The organism is Sphaerisporangium sp. NPDC005288 (assembly GCF_040607475.1).
GTDB classification, from domain to species: domain Bacteria; phylum Actinomycetota; class Actinomycetes; order Streptosporangiales; family Streptosporangiaceae; genus Sphaerisporangium; species Sphaerisporangium rhizosphaerae.
Genome location: NZ_JBEXGT010000047.1, coordinates 60,343 through 80,989, shown reverse-complemented (window position 1 = coordinate 80,989; position 20,647 = coordinate 60,343). Strand labels below are relative to the sequence as shown.

Here is a 20,647-nt window from a genome sequence, read left to right as displayed (position 1 = left end):
ACCAGGGCGGCGCGCCGCCCGCGCGCGCGGCCACGTCCGCCGCCACGGGCGCCGGCTCCCCCGGGGGGGCCGCGACGACCGGCCCGAGCCCCGCCGCGACGGGCAGGACGGCCGCCTCGCCGCACTGGAAACTCTTCGCCGGCGCCCGCCTCGGCGGCGCCGCCGCGCTGCTCGACGTCGCGGCGAGCGGCCCGCGCGACGCCTGGGCCGTCGGGTACAAGGACGGCGCCGAGGACAGCGAGGGCCGCCCCGCCCTGCAGCACTGGGACGGCACGCGCTGGACCGAGACGCCGGAGGGGGCCGGCGACGCCGGGCGCCTGCTCGGGGTGAGCGCGGCGGGCGCCCGCGACGTGTGGATCGTCGGCGCCGGTGACAGCCCGTACGCGGCCCACTGGGACGGCACGCGCTGGACGCCGCGGCATCCCTATGGCGTGGCCGAGGAGTACGTCCTGTCCGACGTCGCCGCGCACGGCGGCCACGCGTGGCTGGCCGGCCGCAACACCACACAGGGCGTGATCACCGAGTGGACCGGGCGGGGCTTCCGCAACGCCCTGCGCGCCGACGGGTACTTCACGGCCGTGACCGCCACGACCGGCCACGTGTGGGCGGTCGGCAACGACGCCGCGGCGCCGGACGCGCAGGGCGGTCCGATGATCTGGCACGGCAGCGCCGTCTCGGGCACGGCGATCCAGTCGTGGCAGCGGGCCCGCACCCCGGCGATCCCCGGCGGGGTGCTGCGCGGGGTGTGGACGGCCGGTCCGGACGGCGTGTGGGCGGTGGGCGGCGTGACGGCCCCCGGCGGCGGCCCGCGGACGCCGCAGACCCCGCTGGTCCTGCACTGGGACGGCCTCACGTGGCGGCGCGTCGAGGTGCCGGTGCCGCGCGGCGCGCTCGACGGCGTCACGGGCTTCGGTCCCGGCGATGTGTGGATCAGCGGCGTCGACGCCGACCACTCGGGCCAGGCGCTGTTCCTCCACTTCGACGGGACGGGGTGGTCGCGGTCGTACGGCCCGCTGGTGCGCGAGCACCGGGAGGGCCAGCAGTACGAGGAGTCCGACGACGTCCGCAGGACCGGCATCGCCCGCGTCCCGGGCGCCAGCGGCCTGTGGGCGGTCGGCAGCGTCGGCGCCGGCGACGAGGAGGACGACTTCATCCTGCGCCACCGCTGACCCCGGCCCCGGGGCGGCACGGCCCCGCCGCGACACGCCCGGAAACGGCGGGCCCGCCGGGAGGTTCAAGGTCGTTACCGACGGGTACGATCATGTCAATAACCGCGCGTGCGCCTGACGTGGGAGAACAGCTTCACCCGGGTGAGCGCCTCGCGCCGTCCGGCACTGCGGGCGCACGCGGAACGCCTATTGACGCGCCCGGCATGGTTGCATCCCGAACGGCCCGCCGACCAGCCCCCCGGTCCCCGGACAGAAGTTCACGGCACCCGCGCGGACGCCCGGACACGGCGGGCGACGAGGGCGCGCGCCCCGCTCCCCGCCCCCGGAGACCGGCATGGAAAGGGGGCCAGATGGCCGACAGGCGAAAGAAGCACCGCACCCGGTGGGCCGGCCGCGAACGCCGCGAATGGCTGCGCCTCGGACTCGAGATGACCCTGCTCGCATGGCGCACCGCCATCACCGTGTGGAACGCCGTCCACTGAGCCGCCGAGCCCGCGGCGGCCGCCGCGCGCGGTCGCGCCCGTACCGGCGCCTTCGGGGAATCCATCGCGGGCGGATCACCCCGGCCGTTCACCGACGCCGCGCCCTTCACGGACGGTCCCGGAGGGCTCACGGCGGCGAATACGCGGGCCCGCACCGGCCATCGCGGGGCGGGCACCCGCAACACGTTCGATAATCGCTGGAAACATCGCGTTTTTAGGATTTGAATACGTCCACATGAACATGCGTCTTCGCAGGAGCCTGCGAAAGGGCCGTAATCGGCCCTGCTGGGGAGAGCTAGGGGTTACGCGGCACATCAAGATCGGAGAAACTGGGGTCGAAAGCGTCTGCGGCAGCCCAATAGCGGGTAAACAGGAGGTGAGGTCGGGTCCCACGCACCTCGCCCCGACCGCGGAGTCACCACTGAGGCAACGGACCTGCCCGCCGACGAGTGACGAGGGAAGTGTGAGCCCGTACCGAAGGAGAAGGACATGAAACGGATTCTCATCACACCCCGGCCGAAGCCCACGCGCCGTCCGAGCCCTCTGGACCTCCGCAGCCCTTCCGGCCGCGTCCTTCCCTTCTAACGCCCGCTAAAACCTTTCCCACCGGATTCTTCCGGCCCACGCATTTCCACGGCGGACTTCGCCGAGGCATAGCAGTGTTCGAAGCCTTCGAGGACCGCCGGCCATGTGCAGCGCGTGAGTTCGGTCTCTCTGTTGTGCCGGGCGATCTGCTCGCGCAGTTCGCGGTCGCGTGCGAGGCGCGCCACCGCGCGGACCAGCTCGTCGAAGGACCGTCCGAGCAGACCCTCCTTGCCGGGACGCACGAAGTCGGCCACGCCGCTCTGCGCCCGCGCGACCACCGGCACGCCGGCCGCCCGCGCCTCCAGGGCCGCGATGCCGAACGACTCCCGTGGCGCCGGCGCCACGAACACGTCCGCCGAGGCCAGCAGCTCGCGAATGCGCTCGCGCGAGTAACGGCCCGGCAGCGACACCCAGCCCTGCATGCCGTGGGACCGCAGGAACCGCTCCATCGACCCGCGCGCGGGGCCGTCGCCCACGAGGGTCGCCCGCATCGGGATCTCCGCCGGCACCCGCCGCCTGGCCTCCAGCAGCAGCTTGAGCAGGCGCACCGGCTGCTTGCGCGGAGCCAGCCGGCCCACCGCCACGACGTGCACCTCGTCGCCCTCCATCGGCGGCGCCTCCCCCTCCGGCCGCCAGGTGGAGACGTCGAGGCCGTTGGAGACCACGTCGACCGGGACCCGCCCGGCGGTGACGGCGCGGATCGGGCGGGCGGCGGCGTGGCTGACCGTGGTGCCCACGATGCTCCACGACGTCCAGCCGAACAGCGAGTCCAGGCCGCGGTACATCGTGCGCGTCACCGGGTCCCACATGCTGTGCACGGTGACCACGACCGGCAGCCCGGCGCGGACGGCCGCGCGCACCCCCATCCACGCGAACGGCGAGGCCGCGCCGGTGTGGACGTGCACGACCTCGGGGCGGCGGGCGGCCATCAGGCGCAGCAGGTGCACCCCGCCGCGGGGATGGACGGGCAGGTCGAAGGGCATCGGCGCCACGATGCGGTGGACGCCGGGCAGGCGCTCGCCCGGGGTCGCCGTGGCGACCTCGACGTCGTGTCCGGCCTCGGCCTGCGACCGCACCAGGTCGGCCACCTGTACCTCGATGCCGCCGAGCCGGGGCAGGTAGCAGTCACTCACGTGAAGGATCCGCACCCCGCCAGACTGGCAGAGGCCGCCACCGGCATCAAACGCGCGAGCCGGGGGCGCGAGCCGGGGGCGGCTGGTTCTTGAAGCGTTGCGGAGGGCTTCTGGAGGCACCGCGTGGGAGGCGGCGGAGAGCTCGGCGGCGGCGCCGTGGAATCATGGCGGCGTGGCACGTACCGCGGTGTTCTTCCACGCCCATCCCGATGACGAGGCGCTGCTGACCGCCGGGACCATGGCGATGCTGGCGGCCGAGGGCCATCGGGTCGTCCTCGTCGTGGCGACCGCCGGCGAGCGCGGCCTGGCCGACCTGCCCCACGGCGACGAGCTGGCCGAGGCGCGCACCGCCGAGCTGTACGCCTCGGCCGCCGTGCTCGGGGTGGCCCGCGTGGTGCTGCTCGGCTACGGCGACTCCGGCCTCGGCGAGGGCGGCGGCGTCGGCGACGACCGGCCGGAGAACGCCTTCATCGACGCCGACATCGAGGAGGCCGCCCAGCGGCTCGCGGCCGTCCTGCGGGAGGAGGGCGCCGACCTGCTGACCATCTACGACCCGGCCGGAGGGTACGGCCACCCCGACCACGTGCAGGTGTACCGGGTGGGGCAGCGCGCGGCCGGCATCGCCGGCACCCCGATCCTCCTCGAGGCCACCGTCAACCGCGACCCGCTGCTGCGGGGCCTGCGGCTCGCCCAGCGCTTCTACCGCTTCCCGCCGGAGTTCGACGTGCGCTCCTTCGAGCGGGCCTACTCCCCCGGCGAGGCGATCACCCACCGGGTCAACGTGCGCAGGTTCGCCAGGGTCAAACGGGCCAGCATGGCGGCCCACGCCAGCCAGGCGAGCGGAGGCGGGAGCGACCGCACGCTGGCGGTCATGCTGCGGATCCCCGGCCCGCTGTACCGCCTGATCTTCGGCACCGAGTGGTACGTCCGCCGCGACCTGCCGCCGGGCACCCGGCGCACGCATCCCTTCGACGACCTGCCGGAGGCCGGGGCGGCGGCGCGGGCCGTGGAGGAGGCCGCCGGGGAGGCGGGCTAGGGGGCGGCCAGGGGCCATCTCGTCCTTGCGGAGGAGATGGGCGCCGCGACGGCCCGGCAGACTGGGATCGCGCATCGGCGGGGGCCGCGACGGGCGGCCCGTGAACGGACATGGAGAGCACTGATGAGGAACAGATGGGTGCAGGCCGGCCTTTCGGTGGCCTCCCTGGCCCTGGCGGTCCTGCTCGTGGTGTTCCTGCCGCAGATCGTGCACGCGCTCACCGGCGCGCAGGTGAGCTGGAGCGAGATCGGGGCGCGGTTCGCGGCCCTGAGCTGGCCGATGATCCTGCTGATGACCGTGCTGTGGCTGCTCAGCCTGTACGCCTACACCTTCGTGATGACCTCGGGCCTGCCCGGCCTCACCCACCTGCAGGCGCTCACGCTGAACGCCGCGGGCAGCGCGGTCAGCAACCTGCTGCCGTTCGGCGGGGCGGCCGGCGTGGCGCTGACCTTCGGGATGACCAAGGGCTGGGGCTTCGCCACCCGTCCCGTCGTGGTCTACACGCTGGTCACCGGCATCTGGAACACCCTGTTCCGGTTCATCCTGCCGGCCGCCGGCATCATCGCCCTGCTCGTCGCCGGGCGCATCCCCGACCCCCGGGTCACCAGCGCGGCCTGGGGCGGCGCGCTGTCGATCCTCGTGCTGGTCGCCGTGGTGGCCGCCGCCCTCTACTGGGAGCGGGCCGCCGACCTGCTCGGCCGCGCCGCCGACGGCGCGATGCGCGTCCTGCCCCGCAGGCTGCGCCCGGCCGAGCACTACGCCGCGGACGCCGTCCACCGCCTGCGCGCCGACACGGCCGGCATCGTGCACCGGCGCTGGCCCGGGCTCTCCCTCGGCATGGTGGGCTTCCTGGTGATGCAGTGCCTGATGATGGCGGCCTGCGCGGTGGCCACCGGCGCCTACCCCGGACCGGCCGAGACCGTCGCGGTCTTCGCGGTCAGCCGGGTGCTCACCAGCGCCCTGGTCACGCCGAGCGGCGCGGGCATCATGGAGGGCGGCACGGCGGCGCTGCTGATCGCCTTCGGCCAGCAGCCCGGCCCGGCGACCGCGGCGGCGATCCTGTTCGGCTTCTGGACCTACACCATCGAGATCCCCTGGGGCGGCCTCGCGCTCGGCGCGTGGTCGCTGCTGCGGCGCAGATCGGCTGGTAACGACCGCTCGCCCGAGCCCGCGTCCCACGCCTGAACCCGGGCGCGGACGCGCGGCGCCGCCGGGCCGAAGTGCGGGCCGATACCCCCTGCCACGTCGTTGTCGCCGTGCGTTCCCCGTCCTGTAGCCTCGTCACACCCGTGGGCCGCCCGAGGCATCCGCGACGGCGCGGCGAGAGAAGGAAGGCGGGCCTTGACGAATAGCTTGTGCGCGCTCGACGGGCCCGCATAGCGTGGCGGCTGACATGGTGACGTTCCGCGTTCTTGGGCCGGTCGAGGCGTACGACGACGGCGACGGTGAGGTCGACCTCGGCGGGCTTCGGCAACGCGCCGTGCTGGCGCGATTACTGGTCGCGCGCGGCCAGGTGGTGCCGGTCGACACACTGCTGTTCGACCTGTGGAGCGACGAGGCCGCCAAGGGCGCCCAGTCGGGGCTGCAGGTCTACATCTCGCGGCTGCGCCGCGTCCTCGAGCCCGGCCGGCCGCGCGGCGGCCCCAACCGCCTGCTGGTCACCGTCGCCTCGGGGTACGCGCTTCGCACCGCGCCCGACCAGGTCGACGCGCTCCGCTTCGAGTCGATGGTGCGCTCGGCCGGCAAGTACCTGGACAACGACGATCCCGAGCCGGCGCGCTCGGGCCTTGAGACCTCGCTCGGCCTGTGGCGCGGCACCCCTTACTCCGACTTCGCCGAGCAGCAGTGGGCCGAGGCGGAGGTCAACCGGCTGGCCGAGCTGCGGCTGGTGGCCCGCGAGCGCCACGCCGACGCGGGCCTGCGCCTGGGCCTGCACGCCGAGACCGTGCCCGACCTGGAGGCCCTGACCGGCGAGCATCCGCTGCGCGAGGAGGGCTGGCGGCTGCTGGCCCTGGGCCTGTACCGCTGTGGCAGGCAGGGCGACGCGCTGGCCGCGCTGCGGCGGGCCCGCACGATGCTGGCCGACGAGCTCGGCATCGACCCGGGCCCCGCGCTGCGCAAGATGGAGTCCGACATCCTGTCCCAGGATCCAGGGCTGGAGCTGACGGTCCCGCAGCGGCAGCAGCGTTTCGCCGAACCCGGCGGCACCTGGCCGCCGCGCGCCGAGAGCCCCGCCGCGGACGTCCCGCCGCTGCCCGCCGAGCCGTTCGTCGGCCGGGACGCCGAGCTGGCCCGGCTGACCGGCGCCGCGCCGCACGCCCTGTCCGGGCGTTTCACCGCCGCCGTGGTCGGCGGCGACCCCGGCGCGGGCAAGACCACGCTGGTGCGCCAGCTCGGCCAGGAGCTCGCCCGCCAGGGCTGGATCACCGCCTCGGGAGGCTGCCCCGACAGCAGCGCCACCCCGCCGGGCTGGGCGTGGGTGGAGGTCCTGCGCGCGCTGGTCGCGGTGCGCGGCGCCGGCGAGTACGGCCCGCTGCTCGCGCCGCTGCTGGACGACGCCGCCCCCGCCGACGAGGACGACCAGGCCTCCGGCGGCTTCCGGCTGCACCGCGCGGTCGGCGGCTACATCGCCGGCATCGCCCGCGAGGCGCCCGTGCTGCTCACCCTGGAAGACCTGCACTGGGCCGACGACCAGACGCTCGCCATGCTGCGCGCGCTGCCCAGCCTGCTTGCCACCGGCCGGGTGCTGCTCGTGGTGACCTGCCGCGACGGCGAGCTCAACGACCAGCAGTCCGACGTGCTGGCGGCCCTGGCCCGGCTCGGGCCGGTGCGGGTCGGCCTGGAAGGGCTCGACCAGCAGGCCGTGGCCGAACTGGTGCGCGCCACCTGCGTCCGCGAGGTCGACGAGGAGGCCCTGGGCACGATCGTCGAACGCACCGGCGGCAACCCGTTCTTCGTCCGCGAGACCGTCCGGCTGCTGGACTCCGAGTCCACCGGGGGCCGCGCCACCGCCGCCGAGGTCATCTCCGAGGTGCCCTCCGGCGTGCGCGACGTGCTGCGCCGCCGCATCGCCCGCCTTCCGGTGACGGCCCAGCAGATCCTGCTGCAGGCCGCGGTGATCGGCCGGGACGTGGACATCGACGTGCTGGTCGACATCTCCGGCGACGAGGACGCCGTCGTCGACGCCGTCGAGGCCGGGCTGCTGGCCGGCCTGGTCACCGAGCCGGGGCCGGGCATGCTGCGGTTCGACCACGACCTGGTCCGCGACACGCTGTACTCCGACGCCTCGCGGCTGCGCAGGTCCCGCCTGCACGCGGCCGTCGCCTCGGTCATCGAGAGCCGGTCGCGGTCGGACGTGGCGGCGCTCGCCCACCACTACGACGCCGCCGGCACGGTGGAGACCGCGGCCAAGGCCGTCCACTACGCGGGCCTGGCCGCCGAGCAGGCCGAGCGGCGCTTCGCCCACCGGGAGGCCGCGACGCTGTGGGAGCGGGCCATCGCGGCGTTCGACCGCGCCCACCCCACGGGCGGGCCGCCCAAGGAGCGGCTGACGCTCCAGCTCCGGCTGATCAAGGCGCTGGCGCTGTGCGGCGACATGACGGCGGCACGGGCCCGCCGCCGCGAGGCGATGGACGCCGCCCTGCCGCTCGGCGACCTGGAGCTGACCGCGCGCATCGCCGCGTCGGTGGCCGTCCCCTACAAGGGCATCGCCCGCGACCTCACCCGCACCGCGTGGGAGATCGTCGACGTCACCGAGCGGGCGCTGATCGAGCTGCCGCCGAGCGAGCGGTCGCTGCGCGCGAGCCTGCTGGCCACCCTGGCGCTGGAGCTGGAGGGCTCGGCCACCGGACGCGGATACGAGGCGTCGCTGGAGGCCGAGGAGCTGGCCCGGCAGAGCGGCGACCCGGCGCTGCTCGCCGTCGCGCTGAGCGGCCGGCTGCGCCAGTCGTATGTGATCACGGTGGTCGACGAGCGCGAGGCCATCGGCCGCGAGCTGCTGCAGGTCGGCGCCGCGTCCGGGCAGATCGCGGTGCGGGCGCTGGCCCACCTGGTGCTGATGGAGTGCGCGGCGGCGCGCGGCGACTTCGCCGAGGCCGACGCGCAGATGAGCTCGGCCGAGCGGCTGGCCAGGCGGTACGACCTGCCGGCGCCGTCGGCGGTGGGCGCCTGGTACGCCGGTATGCGCATGATGATCACCGGCGACTACGCCGGCGCCGAGCGCGCCTACCGCGACGCCGCCCGGCTCACGGCGCGCGCCGGCATGCTGGAGGGCCGCCAGGACCTGCCGCTGATCACGACGTTCTGCCTGCACCTGGTGGACGGCAGGGCCGCCGACATGGTCGAGGCCCTGGAGGAGGCGCACCGGCGCGGCGCCAAGTGGACGCTGGACGCCTACGCCGTCGCGCTGGCCTCGGCGGGCCACACCAAGGACGCGCGGGCGATCGCGGCCATCCGGCCCCCCGTCCGCGCCGACTTCCTGTACGAGCTGGCGACGACGTGGCGGGCGCTGGCCGGGATGCTGCTCGGCGACCGCGACCGCATGCAGGACGCCTACTCGACCCTCGGCCCGCTGTCGGACCGCATCGCGGGCGTCGGCACCGGCGTCGTGGCGCTGTGGCCGGTCGCGCAGACGCTCGGCGACCTCGCCATGCACCTCGGGCAGCCGGAGGACGCGCGCAGGCATTATGAGAAGGCGCTGGCGGTGGCCGAACGGGTCGGCGTCCCCCGCTGGGTCACGGCGGCGCGAAAGGGCCTGGGAACCGTCTGACCCGCCCCGCCTTGGGAACCGTCTGACCCGCCCTGCCTTCACCGGTGAAGGCAGGGCGGGGCCGGTGATCCGGGCGCGGCCCGGGCACCGGGCGGTGATCTGGGCGTGGCGTGCGGGTGCCGCGGCACCGGCGTCACGGGACGCTGCGTGTTCTCGGCGCGGGGGGCCGCGGCGTTGTGCTTCTCAGAGCGGTCATGCCGGTCCTTGCCGCGTGCCGGCCGGGCCGCGCCGGTCCGGCCGGCACGTGGCTCCGGGGTCCTGCCCTCAGCAGGTGACCTTGAACCTCTCGCCGGCGATCGTCCGGCCGCCGGTCACCGCGAGCTCGACGCGGTACCAGCCCGGGGCGCCGGCGACGCGGGGACGCCACTCGACGGTGCGCGGCCCGCCCAGAACCCGGCCGGCGGCGGAGACCTTGACGGTCTTCCACGCGTGGCGGCCGGGGTTCCAGCGCCGCAGGCTCCACTCGTAGGCGGCCGCACGGCCGGCGCCGCCGGCCAGGAAGCTCTGCGCGTGGTAGGCGCGCGGGCAGGGCGCGCCGGACTCCGCGGCGCCGACCGTCACCAGGCCGGGCCTCGGCGCGCGGCCCATCTCGACCGGCATGGCCTGGGCGGACAGGGTGACGGTCCTGACCTGCTCGCCGGCGGCCGTTTCGCCGGCCCGCGCCGGGACGGCGGGCCCACCGGTGGCCGCCACGCCGAAGTAGGCCCCGCAGAAGGCCAGCGTCGCGATCAGCAGCTTGAAGACGCTCGCCACGCCGCTTGCCATGATCGGCGCCAGACGGCGTACCGGCTCCATGCTGCGCCCCGCTCTCATGCCCCGCCCCTTTCGTTCACCCTCAGGTGTACGCGGGGCTGGTTGTCTCCTACTTGCCGTCCGCTTGCAGTCGCGACGGGGCCGGTGCGGGGGCCGGGATCGCGCGGGCGGAAAGTACCACGATCGCCGCCCGGGCATCTCGCGTCAATGCGCATGCCCAGATTGGTGGGCATGGGATCATAACGGGATGCGCATGGCGGTTCTCCCTATCCTGGTAGCGGCCCTGATCACGGCCGGCCCGGCCGGCCCGGCCCTCGCGGGCCCGGCGCCGCGCCCCCCGGCCGCCCTCACGGCGCCCGCGAGGGCGGCCGGGGCGACGATGTCCACGACCGCCCCGGCCGCCGGAACCGTGAGCGCCACGACCGCCGCTCCCTCCACGAGCGCGACCCTCGCCGCGCTGCCCACGAGCGGCCGGGCCGGCGCGGCGGCGGTCACGGCGAAGGAGGCCTACCTGGTCGACGTCACCGCCGGAACGGTCGAGTACGCCAGGCGCCAGACCCGCCGGGTTCCCGTGGCCAGCCTGACCAAGGTCATGACCGCGTACGTGGTGCGCCGCTCGGCGTCGCTGGACGACCTCGTCACGGTGTCCAAGGACGACGTCAGGCACGCCGCCGCGAACGGCGCCACCCACGCCGGGCTGCGGGCCGGCGAGCGGCTGACCGTGCGCGACATGCTGTACGCGCTGATGCTGCCGTCCGGGGCGGACGCCGCCAACGCCCTCGCCCGGCGCTACGGACCGGGCGTCAGAAACTTCGTGGCGAAGATGAACCGCGCGGCCAAGACGCTCGGCATGCGCGACACCGTGTACAAGAACGCCGACGGGCTGCCCAAGCCCGGCGGCGACCGCTCCACCGCGCAGGACCAGGTGAGGCTGGCCAACGCCGTCCTGGCCGACCCGGTCATCGCCACCATCGCCCGCACCCCGCGGTACGCGACCGGGAAGACGGCCGTGCACCGCGCCCACGTCTGGCGCAACACCAACCGCCTGCTGCCCGACGAGGCGCAGGGGCTGAAGACCGGCTACACGCGCCCGGCCGGCTACTGCCTGCTGTTCACCTCGGTGCGCGGCGGCCACACGCTGGTCGGGGCGGTCCTCGGCGACAGGAGCGACGCCGCCCGTTACAGCAGCGCCCGGGTCCTTCTCGACGGGGCGAGCGCGAACGGCGTCTGAGGCTCGCGGACAATGGGCCCCGGGAGGTGTGCGGGTGGAATCTGACGGGGTCCTCGACTCCCCCAGCCTCGTCGAGCTGTCGATGCGGCGGCTGCGTCACGAGATACTCAGCGGGGCGCTGGCCCCGGGCGAGCGACTGATCGAGGAGCAGCTCACCCAGCGCTTCGGCACCAGCAGGGCGCCGCTGCGCGAGGCGCTGCGCTCGCTCGCGCAGCAGGGCCTGGTCGAGCACCTGCCCCGGCGCGGCGTCCGGGTGGCCGAGCTGTCCGGCAAGGACGTCGACGAGCTGTTCGGGCTGCGCGACGTGCTGGAGCGCTACGCGGTGTGGACGGCGCTGCCCCCGTCGGGGGCGCACGACCTGTCGGGGCTGGCCGAGGCGCTCGAAGGCATGCGCGGGGCGGTCGAGGCGGGGGACGCCCTGGCCGAGAACGAGGCGCACCGGCGGTTCCACATCGCGCTGGTGGCGCTGGCGGGCCACCGCCAGTTGCTGCTGGCGTACGAGCCGGTGGTGTCCAAGCTGCAGCTGTACATGGCGGCCAACCTGCGCAGGGAGGCCGAGCAGCGCACGCCGTCGGAGGGGGTGGTGCGCCACCGGCGCCTGTACGAGGCGGTCGCCTCGGGCGACCCCGCGACGGTCGTCGCGGCCCTCGCCGCGCACGGAGCCCGCACCTACATCGGCTGACCTGGAAAGCGGTGGAGATCCACCCGCTCCAGGCGCCACCCGGCGCTGCTCCCGTCACCGGCGTTCGGGGGACCCGGCGTTCGAGGAGACCCCGGCGAAAGGCCGGCGAACCCCGGCCCGAGACGGCCGCGACCCGTACCCGGGCAGAGCGGCTAACAGAAGCGTAACCGGGCCGAAGAACCCCCGACACAATCCTGTCGACAATCGACAAGGGAGGAATCGGAGGAACGGAGGCCAACGTGTCCGATCCGCTTCTCGTCGAGGCCCAGCCGTATCCCTACGGCTTCGACCCCGCGCACACCGCCCTGCTGGTCATCGACATGCAGCGCGACTTCGTCGAGCCCGGCGGCTTCGGGGAGAGCCTGGGCAACGACGTGACCCTGCTCCAGGACGTCATCCCCCCGCTGCGCGAGGTGCTCGCCGCCACCCGGTCCGCAGGCGTGCCCGTGGTGCACACCCGCGAGGGGCACCTGCCCGACCTGTCCGACTGCCCGCCCGCCAAGCTGCGCCGCGGCGCGCCCTCGATGCGCATCGGCGACCCCGGCCCGTACGGGCGCATCCTGGTCCGCGGCGAACGCGGCCACGACATCATCGACGAGCTCGCCCCGATCGCGGGGGAGCTGGTCATCGACAAGCCCGGGAAAGGCGCCTTCTACGCCACCGGGCTGGACGAGATCCTGCGCGACATGGACGTTCGCAGCCTGGTCGTCACCGGCGTCACGACCGAGGTGTGCGTGCACACCACCGTCAGGGAGGCCAACGACCGGGGCTACGAGTGCCTGGTGCTGTCGGACTGCGTGGGCTCCTACTTCCCGGAGTTCCAGCGCCACGGACTCGACATGATCGCGGCACAGGGCGGCATCTTCGGGTGGGTCGCCCCCTCCGGCCACTACCTCAAGGCACTAGAAGCGCGGAGCGCACGATGACCACGACCACCACCCCCCTGTCAGCCCCGCCGCGCCTGCCCTGGTGGGTCGGCGGGGACACCAACGCCTTCTTCGGTCTCGGCTTCAACGTCATGGTGAACGTGCTGGTGCTGAGCGGCCTGTGCCTCGGCGTCGTGCACCTGCCCGGCGCGCAGGTCTTCGGGGTCATCCTGCCGGCGATGGGCATCCAGCTCCTGATCGGCAACCTCTACTACACCTACCTGGCCCGGCGGCTGGCCCGCCGCGAGGGCCGCGACGACGTCTGCGCGATGCCGTACGGGCCGAGCGTGCCGCACATGTTCATCGTCGTCTTCGTGATCATGCTGCCCACCTACCTGACGACGAAGAACCCCCTCACGGCGTGGGCCGCCGGGCTGGCGTGGTGCTTCATCATCGGCCTCATCGTGGTGATCGGCGCGTTCGTCGGCCCCTACATCCGCCGGTTCACGCCGAGGGCGGCCATGCTCGGCACTCTCGCGGGCATCTCGATCGCCTTCATCGCCATGCGTCCCGCCGCGCAGATGTGGGAGGCCGCCTGGATCGCGCTGCCGGTGCTGGTGATCATCCTGGTCGGCTTCTTCACCGACCTGCGCCTGCCGGGCGGCATCCCGGTCGGCCTGGCCGCGCTGCTCGCGGGCACCGCCATCGCCTGGATCGGTGGGTACATGAACCCGGCCGACGTCGGCCGGGCCGCCGGCGACATCGCGGTCAGCCTGCCCTCCTTCAACCTCGGCCGGCTGCTCGACGGGCTGCGCGAGGTGTCGCCGCTGCTGGCCACCGCGATCCCGCTCGGCATCTACAACTTCACCGAGGGCATGAGCAACGTCGAGAGCGCCGCCGCCGCGGGTGACTCCTACAACCTGCGATCGGTCCTGCTCGCCGACGGCGCGGGCGCGGTGGTCGGCTCGATGCTCGGCTCGCCGTTCCCGCCCGCGGTCTACATCGGCCACCCGGGGTGGAAGTCGGCCGGCGGCCGCAGCGGCTACTCGATGGCCAGCGGCGTCGTGATCGCGGCCTTCTGCTTCCTCGGCATGTTCTCGCTGCTCGGCGCGGTGTTCCCGACGCCGGCGATCGTGCCCATCCTGCTGTACATCGGGCTGCTCATCGGCGCCCAGGCGTTCCAGGCCGTGCCGCGGGCGCACGCCGTCGCCGTCGTGCTGGCGATCATCCCGAACATCGCCGCCTGGGCGCAGGGCTACATGGACAACGCGCTGGCGGCGGCGGGCACCAGCGCCCAGAAGGTCGGGTACGCGGCCATCGCGCAGAGCGGCACGGTCTACGAGGGCACGGCCCTGCTCGGCGGCGGGGCGGTGCTGGCCGGGCTGGTGCTGGGCTCGATCGCCGCGTTCATCATCGACCGCTCGTTCCTGTGGGCCGCCGCGTACGCGGGCATCGGGGCGGCGCTGTCGTTCGTCGGCCTGATCCACGGCGAGCGGGTCGCGTGGAACGCGGGCGGCCAGATCGCCCTGGGCTACCTGTTCGCCGGGCTGGTGCTGCTGGCCTTCGCCTTCCTTCGCCCGGCCGGGGCCGAGGACGCCGCGACCGCCCCGCCCGCCGCCGAGCCCGTGGCCGCCGAGGTACCCGCGGCCTCATGACCCCCGGCCGACCCGCCGGCCGGCACGCGGCCGGCGGCGCCCACGACAGAGGGATCCGATGACCATCTCGCTCGATCTCGCGCACCTGGCCCGCGGGTACCGCGACGGGTCGCTCACCCCGGCCGGCGTGGCCGCGGAGGTGCTCAGGCGCATCGCCGCCCGCGGCGACGACCACGTGTGGATCACCCTGCGGCCGGCGGCGGACCTGCTCGGCGACGCCGCCGAACTGGCCCGCCGCTGGCCGGACCCCGGCTCGCGCCCGCCGCTGTACGGGGTCCCCTTCGCCGTCAAGGACAACGTGGACGTGGCCGGGCTGCCGACCACGGCGGCCTGCCCGGCCTACGCCTACGTGCCCGAGCGCGGCGCGCCGCTGGTCCAGCGGCTGCTCGCGGCCGGGGCGCTGCTGGTCGGCAAGACCAACCTGGACCAGTTCGCCACCGGGTTGTCCGGCGCCCGCAGCCCGTACGGCACGTGCGAGTCGCCGCTGGTGCCCGGCCTGATCTCCGGCGGGTCCAGCTCGGGCTCCGCGGTCGCGGTGGGCGCCGGGCTGGTGACCTTCGCCGTGGGCACCGACACGGCCGGGTCGGGCCGGGTGCCGGCCGCCCTCACCGGCACCACCGGGATCAAGCCGAGCCGGGGTCTGGTCAGCACGCTGGGCGTCGTGCCGGCGTGCGCGTCGCTGGACTGCCCGAGCGTCTTCGCCCGGTCGGCCGCCGAAGGGCTCGCGGTGCTGTCGGTGATGGCGGGTCCCGAGCCCGACGACCCGTGGTCGCGCCCGCTGCCCGTCCCCTCCCCTGCGCCGCCCGCCGTCGGCGCGATGCGCGTCGGGGTGCCCGAGCACCTGTCGTTCTTCGGCGACGACGCCGCCGAGGCCGCGTTCGCCGAGGTGGTGAAGCGGCTGGCCGGGCTCGGGCACCGGATCGTCCCGGTCGACCTCGACCCGTTCCTCGCCGCGGGACGGCTGCTGTACCAGGGGCCGTGGATCGCCGAACGGCTCGCCGCGGTGGGCGACTTCGCCGCCCGTCACCCCGGCGAGCTGCACCCGGTCACCCGCGAGGTGCTCGGCGGCGGCGCCGGCCTCAGCGCGGTCGACGCCTTCGAGGGCCTGTACCGCCTGCGGGCGCTGCGCGCGAAGACCCGGCGGGCGTGGGCGGCGATGGACGCGCTCGCCCTGCCGACGGTGCCGACGACCTTCACCGTCGCCGAGATGCTGGAGAGCCCGATCGACCGCAACACCGTCCTCGGGCACTACACGACCTTCGCCAACCTGCTCGACCTGGCGGCGGTCGCGGTGCCCGGCGGCATGACGGCGGCGGGCCGCCCGCACGGCCTCAGCCTGCTGGCCCCGGCCGGCGCGGACGCCCTGCTCGCCGGCCTGGCCGACGCCTTCCAGTCGCCCGCCGAGGCCACCACGCCATCCCGCGGCGACGCGACCGCGGGCGCCTCCCGCGCACGGCCCGCCGCCTCCGGGACGGACATCTCGTCCTCACCCACCGAGGCCCCGGAGACGGCGACGGGCGTCCATGATCGCGGACGGGAAGTGCTGGCCGTCGTCGGGGCGCACCGGCTCGGGCAGCCGCTGCACGGCCGGCTCGCCGCGCTCGGCGCCGCCGGCCTCGGCACGGCCATGACCGCGCCGCACTACCGGCTCTACGCGCTGGACGGCGGCGAGCCGGCGCGTCCCGGCCTGGTGCGCCGGCCCGGCGCGGGCGTCGCGGTCGAGGTGGAACTGTACGAGCTGGGCACGCAGGCGCTCGGCACGCTGCTCGCCGACACCGCGCCGCCGCTGACGCTCGGCACCGTCGACCTCGCCGACGGCCGCCGCGTCCTCGGCTTCCTGTGCGAGGCGTACGCCACCGAGTCGGCGAAGGACATCAGCGCCCACGGAAGCTGGCCGGCCTACCTTCTCGCGACGGCGCGCACCCCGCGGTAGCCCCCGCCGGGCGGCGCCGTTCCCCGCCGCCGGAGAGGTCACGTTTCCGTGCCCATTCGACCAGCGCACCAGAGCGCGGGCCGATCGGCCGACGGGTGGTGGTGAACCAATATCTGCGCAGGCTCGACAGCGGCATTCTCATCAGGACCGTCCTGGACGTCGAGCAAGGCTCGATCTCGTATTGCCACGCCGACCGCGGGGTGCATCTCATCGGCGTAACCGTCTAGCAGACGATGGTGCTCGAGGTGGACGAGAAGCCGCGCGGCCTGGTCAACGACATCGGCGTCCTGCCCCGCGGCTGGGTGGCCGGACGCCCAGCGTCCACCGGATCCAGCGACCGGACCTCACCGCGTCCTGATCCCCACGGCCCGCACCTACCCTCCGGCCGCCCCCGGGTCAGCCGCAGGGCGGCGTGTAGGGGACGTTCGGGAAGTACTGCCGCCACTCGGCCGGGGTGATGTGCGGGTGGGCCATGCGGCAGACCCGGGCGGCGACCGGTTCCACACGGACATCGACGAGCCGGGCCGTGCCGTCGTCTCCGCCGATCGCGAGCAGCGCGCCGTCCGGGGCGAAGGCGATCGACGTCACCGCGCCGCCGTCCCCGGTGATGACAGCTCGCTCGGCGGGGCGCCGCGGGTCACCCACGTCCCACAGGCGCACCGTGCGGTCCCTGCCGCCGGTGGCCAGCAGCCGCCCGTCCGGGCTGAACGCGACCGCCGCCACGCTGTCGCTGTGCCCCGTCAGCATGGCGAGGGAGAAGGGACGTCGCGGGTCGGACACCTCCCACAGGCGCACCGTGCGGTCGGCGCCGCCGGACGCGATGAGCCGCCCGTCCGGGCTGAACGCGACCGTCTCCACGCCGTTGCCGTGCCCGCGCAGGATGGCCAGGACGACCGGGCGGCCGGGGACGAGCACGTCCCACAGGGTCACGGTGTGATCGGCGGCTCCGGTGGCGAGGACGCGGCCTCCGGGGCCGAACGCCACGGCCGCCACGGCGCCGCCCTGCCGGGGGAACGCGGGGCCGGCCGGGCGGCCGTCGGACGCGTTCCACAGTCGGATCTCGCGGTCCTCTCCTCCGGTGGCGACAAGCCGGCCGTCCGGCCGGAAAGCCACGGCGTAGACCGCCTCGGTGTGCCCGGCCAGCGTGCGCAGCGCGGCCGGGCGGCGCCGGTCGGCGATGTCCCAGAGACGCGCGGTGAAGTCGAACCCGGCGGTGGCGAGGGTGTGGCCGCGTGGATCGGCGGCGATCGCGTAGATGCCATCGCGGTGTCCGGCGAGCGTGGACAGCGGGATGGGGGCGTAGGGGTCGGAGACCTCCCACAGCCGAGCGGTGGTGTCATAGCTTCCGGTGGCCAGCAACCGGCCTCCGCCGGCCGGGCCCACGGAAACCCGCGGGGCGGGAACGGGTGGGAAGGCGACGGCGGCGACCTCGGCACGATGGCCGCCGAGGATCGGGCCGTGCAGGTCCCACAGCCGGACGGTGTTGTCCTTGCTGGCACTGGCCACCACCCGTCCCATCGGGTCGAACGCGACGCCCAGCACCCCGTGGCTGTGCCCGGTCAGCACGGAGAGCGGCGCCGGCCGCCGCCGGTCGGACACCTCCCACAGCCGGACGGTGCCGTCGTCGCTTCCGGTGGCGGCGGTGCGGCCGTCCGGGCTGAAGGCCACCGTGTACAGCAGCGACTCGTGGCCGGTCAGGGCGCCGAGCGGCCGGGGCTCGCGCGGGCGGGTGAGGTCCCACAGCCGGGCGACCCCGTCGAAGGCGGCGGTGGCCAGCGTGCGGCCGTCCGGGGAGAAGGCCACGGCCAGCACGCCGTCGCGCCCGGTCACGGTCGCGAGCCGCGAGGGGCGGCGCGGGTCTGACACCTTCCACACCCGGACCGTCCGGTCGATGCCCGCCGTGGCGAGCAGCCCGCCGCGCGGGCTGAACGCGACGCCGAAGACCGCGTCGGTGTGGGCGCTCAACGTGGCCAGAGCGGTGGGACGCCACGGGTCCGCCACGTTCCACAACCGCGCGGTGTGGTCGAGGGAGGCGGTTGCGACGGTGCGGCCGTCCGGGGCGAACGCCACCGAGCGGATGCCCTCGCCGTGTCCGGTCAGCACGCCGAGCGGGTGGACCGCGCGCGGATCCGACACCTCCCACAGACGGGCCGTGTGGTCGCCGCCGCCGGTGACCAGGGTGCGCCCGTCCGGGCTGAACGCCGCGGACAGGACCTCCCCGGTGTGGCCGGTCAGCGTCGCGGTGAGGACGGGCCGGTGCGGGTCGCGGACGTCCCACATCCGCACGGCGCGGTCGCCGCCCGCGGTGGCCAGCACCCGTCCGTCCGGCCGGTACGCCGCGGCGTAGACGCTGTCGGTGTGGCCGGTAAGCCGGGTGGCGTAAGGGGTGGTGAAGGCGCTGAGCACGGCGCCTCTGGCCGCCACGGTGGGCGCGAGCCGGTAGGCGGCCAGGCTGAGCTGCGCGGCCAGCGCCGGGTTGGTGGCGCGCAGCGCGAGCGCCTCCTGGGCGGTCTTCTGCGAGAGGGCATCGTCGCGTTCCCTGCCGGCCGCCCGCTCGGCCCGCACGGCGGCGACGGCCGCGACGCCGGTGGCCGCGATCAGCACCGAGAGCGCCACGACGGACTGGACCAGCCGGCGGACGCGGCGCCGTTCACGCCGGGCGGAGGCGGCCAAGAAGCCGGCCACGAGCGGAGACGGCGCGCCGCGGTGCTCCACCTGCGCCCACTCGCGGGCCGCGGCGAGCCGGGTGCCCGCGTAGAGCGCCGCCGGGTCGCGGCCCTCCCGGTGCCACAGCTCGGCGGCGTCGGCGAGGCGCTGGCCGACGACCAGCCCGGCGCGGTCGGCCTCGATCCACTCGCGCAGGCGCGGCCAGACCTTCAGCAGCGCCTCATGCGTGATGCGCACGGTGTCGTGGTCCGCCGTGAGCAGCCGCCGCGCCACGAAGGTGTCCATCACGCGGGCCGCCGGTCCGCCGGGGCCGGGCTCCAGCTCACTCAGGGGCATCGGCCGGCGGGTGTCGACCCCGTCATCGGCGATGCGGACCAGGCGCAGGAACAGCTCACGTGCCAGCCGGCGCTCCGCCTCGGTGAGGCCGTCGTAGGCGTCCTCCGCGCTTCGCGCGACGGCGCCGTGCACTCCTCCGGTGGCATGGTAGTCGGCGACGGTCAGCTTGCGGCGCCTGCCGCGCTCCCAGGTGACGTACAACGCGTGCGACAGCAGCGGGAGCGCGCCCGCGTCATGGGCCGCCCCGGGCGATCCTCCCGCCGGGGCGGGCGCCAGATCGCGGAGCAGCAGCTCGACGAGTCCTTCCTCGACATCGACGCCGGCTCGGCGCGCCGGCTCGGTGATCGCCTGCCGCACCTCGGACTCGGTCATCGGCTCGACGACGACGTGCGCCTCCTGCATGGCCCGTGCCAGCGGCGGATGCCGCAGCGCCTCGGCGGCGAAGTCGGCGCGCAGTCCGAGCACCACCAGGCCGCCGCCCGGGACCAGGCTCTCCGGCACTCCGGGGCGGAGGGCGGTGATGAACGCCTGGCGCTCCGCCGCGTCGGCGCATTCGGTGAAGACCTCCTCGAACTGGTCCACCACCAGCACGCATGGTCCGCTCCCCGCGGGCGGTGCGGCCGGACGGGCTCCCGGCGTCGTCACAAGCACCGGCCAGGCGTCCGAACCCGGGATCTCCAGCAGGCCCCGCCGCACGGCGGGGATCAGGCCGGCACGCAGCAGCGAGGACTTCCCCGAGCCTGAGGGCCCCAGCACGACCAGCAGACCGCCGCCGGTCCGGTGCAAGGTTGTCAGGCGGTCGAGCAGCAGGCGGGTGAGCCGGTCGCGCCCGTGGAACCACTCGGCGTGCTCGGGCTGGAACCCGGCCAGCCCGAGATAGGGGACGGGAGCGCCCGCGGGGCGTCTGCCCGGGGCCCGCCGCGCCCGGGCGAGCGCCTGCCGCCACTGCTCGACGGCCGCCGGATCGCCTTCACCGCACGCGGCGAGCAGGTCGGCCAGCAGGCGCGGCGAGGGCAGGTGGGCTCCGGAGAAGTGCCCGCCGACCGTGCTGTCGGGGACCTTCATGGCGCGGGCCACGTCGCGGACGGTCAGCCCCGCGCGCTCTCGCAGGAGGGTCAGCTCGCGCGCGAAGTCGGGCTTGGCGAACACGCGCGCGGGATCGGGGTGGTAAGGCTGCCCGTCCGACACCATGCCCTCCCGGCGGCTACGGCACGCGCGGCTCAGTCTAGAAAGCACCGTCCGGCGAGGGGACGGCTGTGTCCGCAACCGGCCGCCGGAGACTTCGTCCAGGTCGCTGTCCGGACTTGTCCGGGGTTTGCGTGACACCTTTTCCCACCTCGCCGCGACCTGG

13 protein-coding genes are annotated in these 20,647 nt (G+C 75.0%); 10 read left to right on the top strand and 3 right to left on the bottom strand.

Annotated elements, in window-relative coordinates:
* The coding region (locus ABZU32_RS33710) for a hypothetical protein (protein ID WP_354928767.1) at window positions 1-1,169 on the top strand (1,169 nt) is incomplete at its 5' end.
* Between the two features lie 350 nt (window positions 1,170-1,519).
* Window positions 1,520-1,651, top strand: coding sequence for a hypothetical protein (locus tag ABZU32_RS33705; protein WP_354840924.1), 132 nt, complete (start codon window positions 1,520-1,522; stop codon window positions 1,649-1,651).
* 581 nt (window positions 1,652-2,232) lie between these two features.
* On the opposite strand, the gene ABZU32_RS33700 is transcribed toward ABZU32_RS33705, so the two are convergent.
* Complete coding sequence (locus ABZU32_RS33700) at window positions 2,233-3,369, bottom strand: glycosyltransferase family 4 protein (protein WP_354928764.1); 1,137 nt, start codon at window positions 3,367-3,369, stop codon at window positions 2,233-2,235.
* A gap of 172 nt (window positions 3,370-3,541) precedes the next feature.
* Between ABZU32_RS33700 and ABZU32_RS33695 the strand changes: the two genes are divergently transcribed.
* The 3 genes from ABZU32_RS33695 to ABZU32_RS33685 all read left to right on the top strand — a co-directional run bounded on the left by ABZU32_RS33695 (window position 3,542) and on the right by ABZU32_RS33685 (window position 9,173).
* Complete coding sequence (locus ABZU32_RS33695; protein ID WP_354928761.1) at window positions 3,542-4,405, top strand: PIG-L family deacetylase; 864 nt, start codon at window positions 3,542-3,544, stop codon at window positions 4,403-4,405.
* Between the two features lie 123 nt (window positions 4,406-4,528).
* The gene (locus tag ABZU32_RS33690; RefSeq protein WP_354928758.1) at window positions 4,529-5,590 is read left to right on the top strand and encodes a lysylphosphatidylglycerol synthase transmembrane domain-containing protein; all 1,062 of its coding nucleotides are present in this window, start codon (window positions 4,529-4,531) and stop codon (window positions 5,588-5,590) included.
* Window positions 5,591-5,798: 208 nt separating this feature from the next.
* Window positions 5,799-9,173 carry a BTAD domain-containing putative transcriptional regulator gene (locus tag ABZU32_RS33685; protein ID WP_354928755.1) on the top strand — a complete coding sequence of 1,125 codons (3,375 nt, stop codon included), beginning with the start codon at window positions 5,799-5,801 and terminating at the stop codon, window positions 9,171-9,173.
* Between the two features lie 264 nt (window positions 9,174-9,437).
* Here ABZU32_RS33685 and ABZU32_RS33680 read toward each other — a convergent pair whose 3' ends face one another.
* Window positions 9,438-9,986 carry a hypothetical protein gene (locus tag ABZU32_RS33680; protein ID WP_354928752.1) on the bottom strand — a complete coding sequence of 183 codons (549 nt, stop codon included), beginning with the start codon at window positions 9,984-9,986 and terminating at the stop codon, window positions 9,438-9,440.
* A 193-nt stretch (window positions 9,987-10,179) separates the two neighbouring features.
* On the opposite strand from ABZU32_RS33680, the gene ABZU32_RS33675 reads away from it, so the two are divergent.
* The 5 genes from ABZU32_RS33675 (at window position 10,180) to atzF (ending at window position 16,293) form a co-directional block, all read left to right on the top strand.
* Window positions 10,180-11,157, top strand: coding sequence for a serine hydrolase (locus ABZU32_RS33675; protein ID WP_354928749.1), 978 nt, complete (start codon window positions 10,180-10,182; stop codon window positions 11,155-11,157).
* Window positions 11,158-11,191: 34 nt separating this feature from the next.
* The gene (locus ABZU32_RS33670) at window positions 11,192-11,839 is read left to right on the top strand and encodes a GntR family transcriptional regulator (protein ID WP_354928746.1); all 648 of its coding nucleotides are present in this window, start codon (window positions 11,192-11,194) and stop codon (window positions 11,837-11,839) included.
* A 239-nt stretch (window positions 11,840-12,078) separates the two neighbouring features.
* Complete coding sequence (locus tag ABZU32_RS33665; protein WP_354840900.1) at window positions 12,079-12,765, top strand: isochorismatase family cysteine hydrolase; 687 nt, start codon at window positions 12,079-12,081, stop codon at window positions 12,763-12,765.
* Complete coding sequence (locus tag ABZU32_RS33660) at window positions 12,762-14,360, top strand: hypothetical protein (protein ID WP_354840897.1); 1,599 nt, start codon at window positions 12,762-12,764, stop codon at window positions 14,358-14,360. Before ABZU32_RS33665 ends, ABZU32_RS33660 begins: the two co-directional genes overlap by 4 nt.
* Window positions 14,361-14,418: 58 nt before the next feature.
* Complete coding sequence (atzF, locus tag ABZU32_RS33655; protein ID WP_354928743.1) at window positions 14,419-16,293, top strand: allophanate hydrolase; 1,875 nt, start codon at window positions 14,419-14,421, stop codon at window positions 16,291-16,293.
* A gap of 396 nt (window positions 16,294-16,689) precedes the next feature.
* Here atzF and ABZU32_RS33650 read toward each other — a convergent pair whose 3' ends face one another.
* The gene (locus ABZU32_RS33650) at window positions 16,690-20,487 is read right to left on the bottom strand and encodes a helix-turn-helix domain-containing protein (protein WP_354928740.1); all 3,798 of its coding nucleotides are present in this window, start codon (window positions 20,485-20,487) and stop codon (window positions 16,690-16,692) included.
* Between the last annotated feature and the right edge of the window lie 160 nt (window positions 20,488-20,647).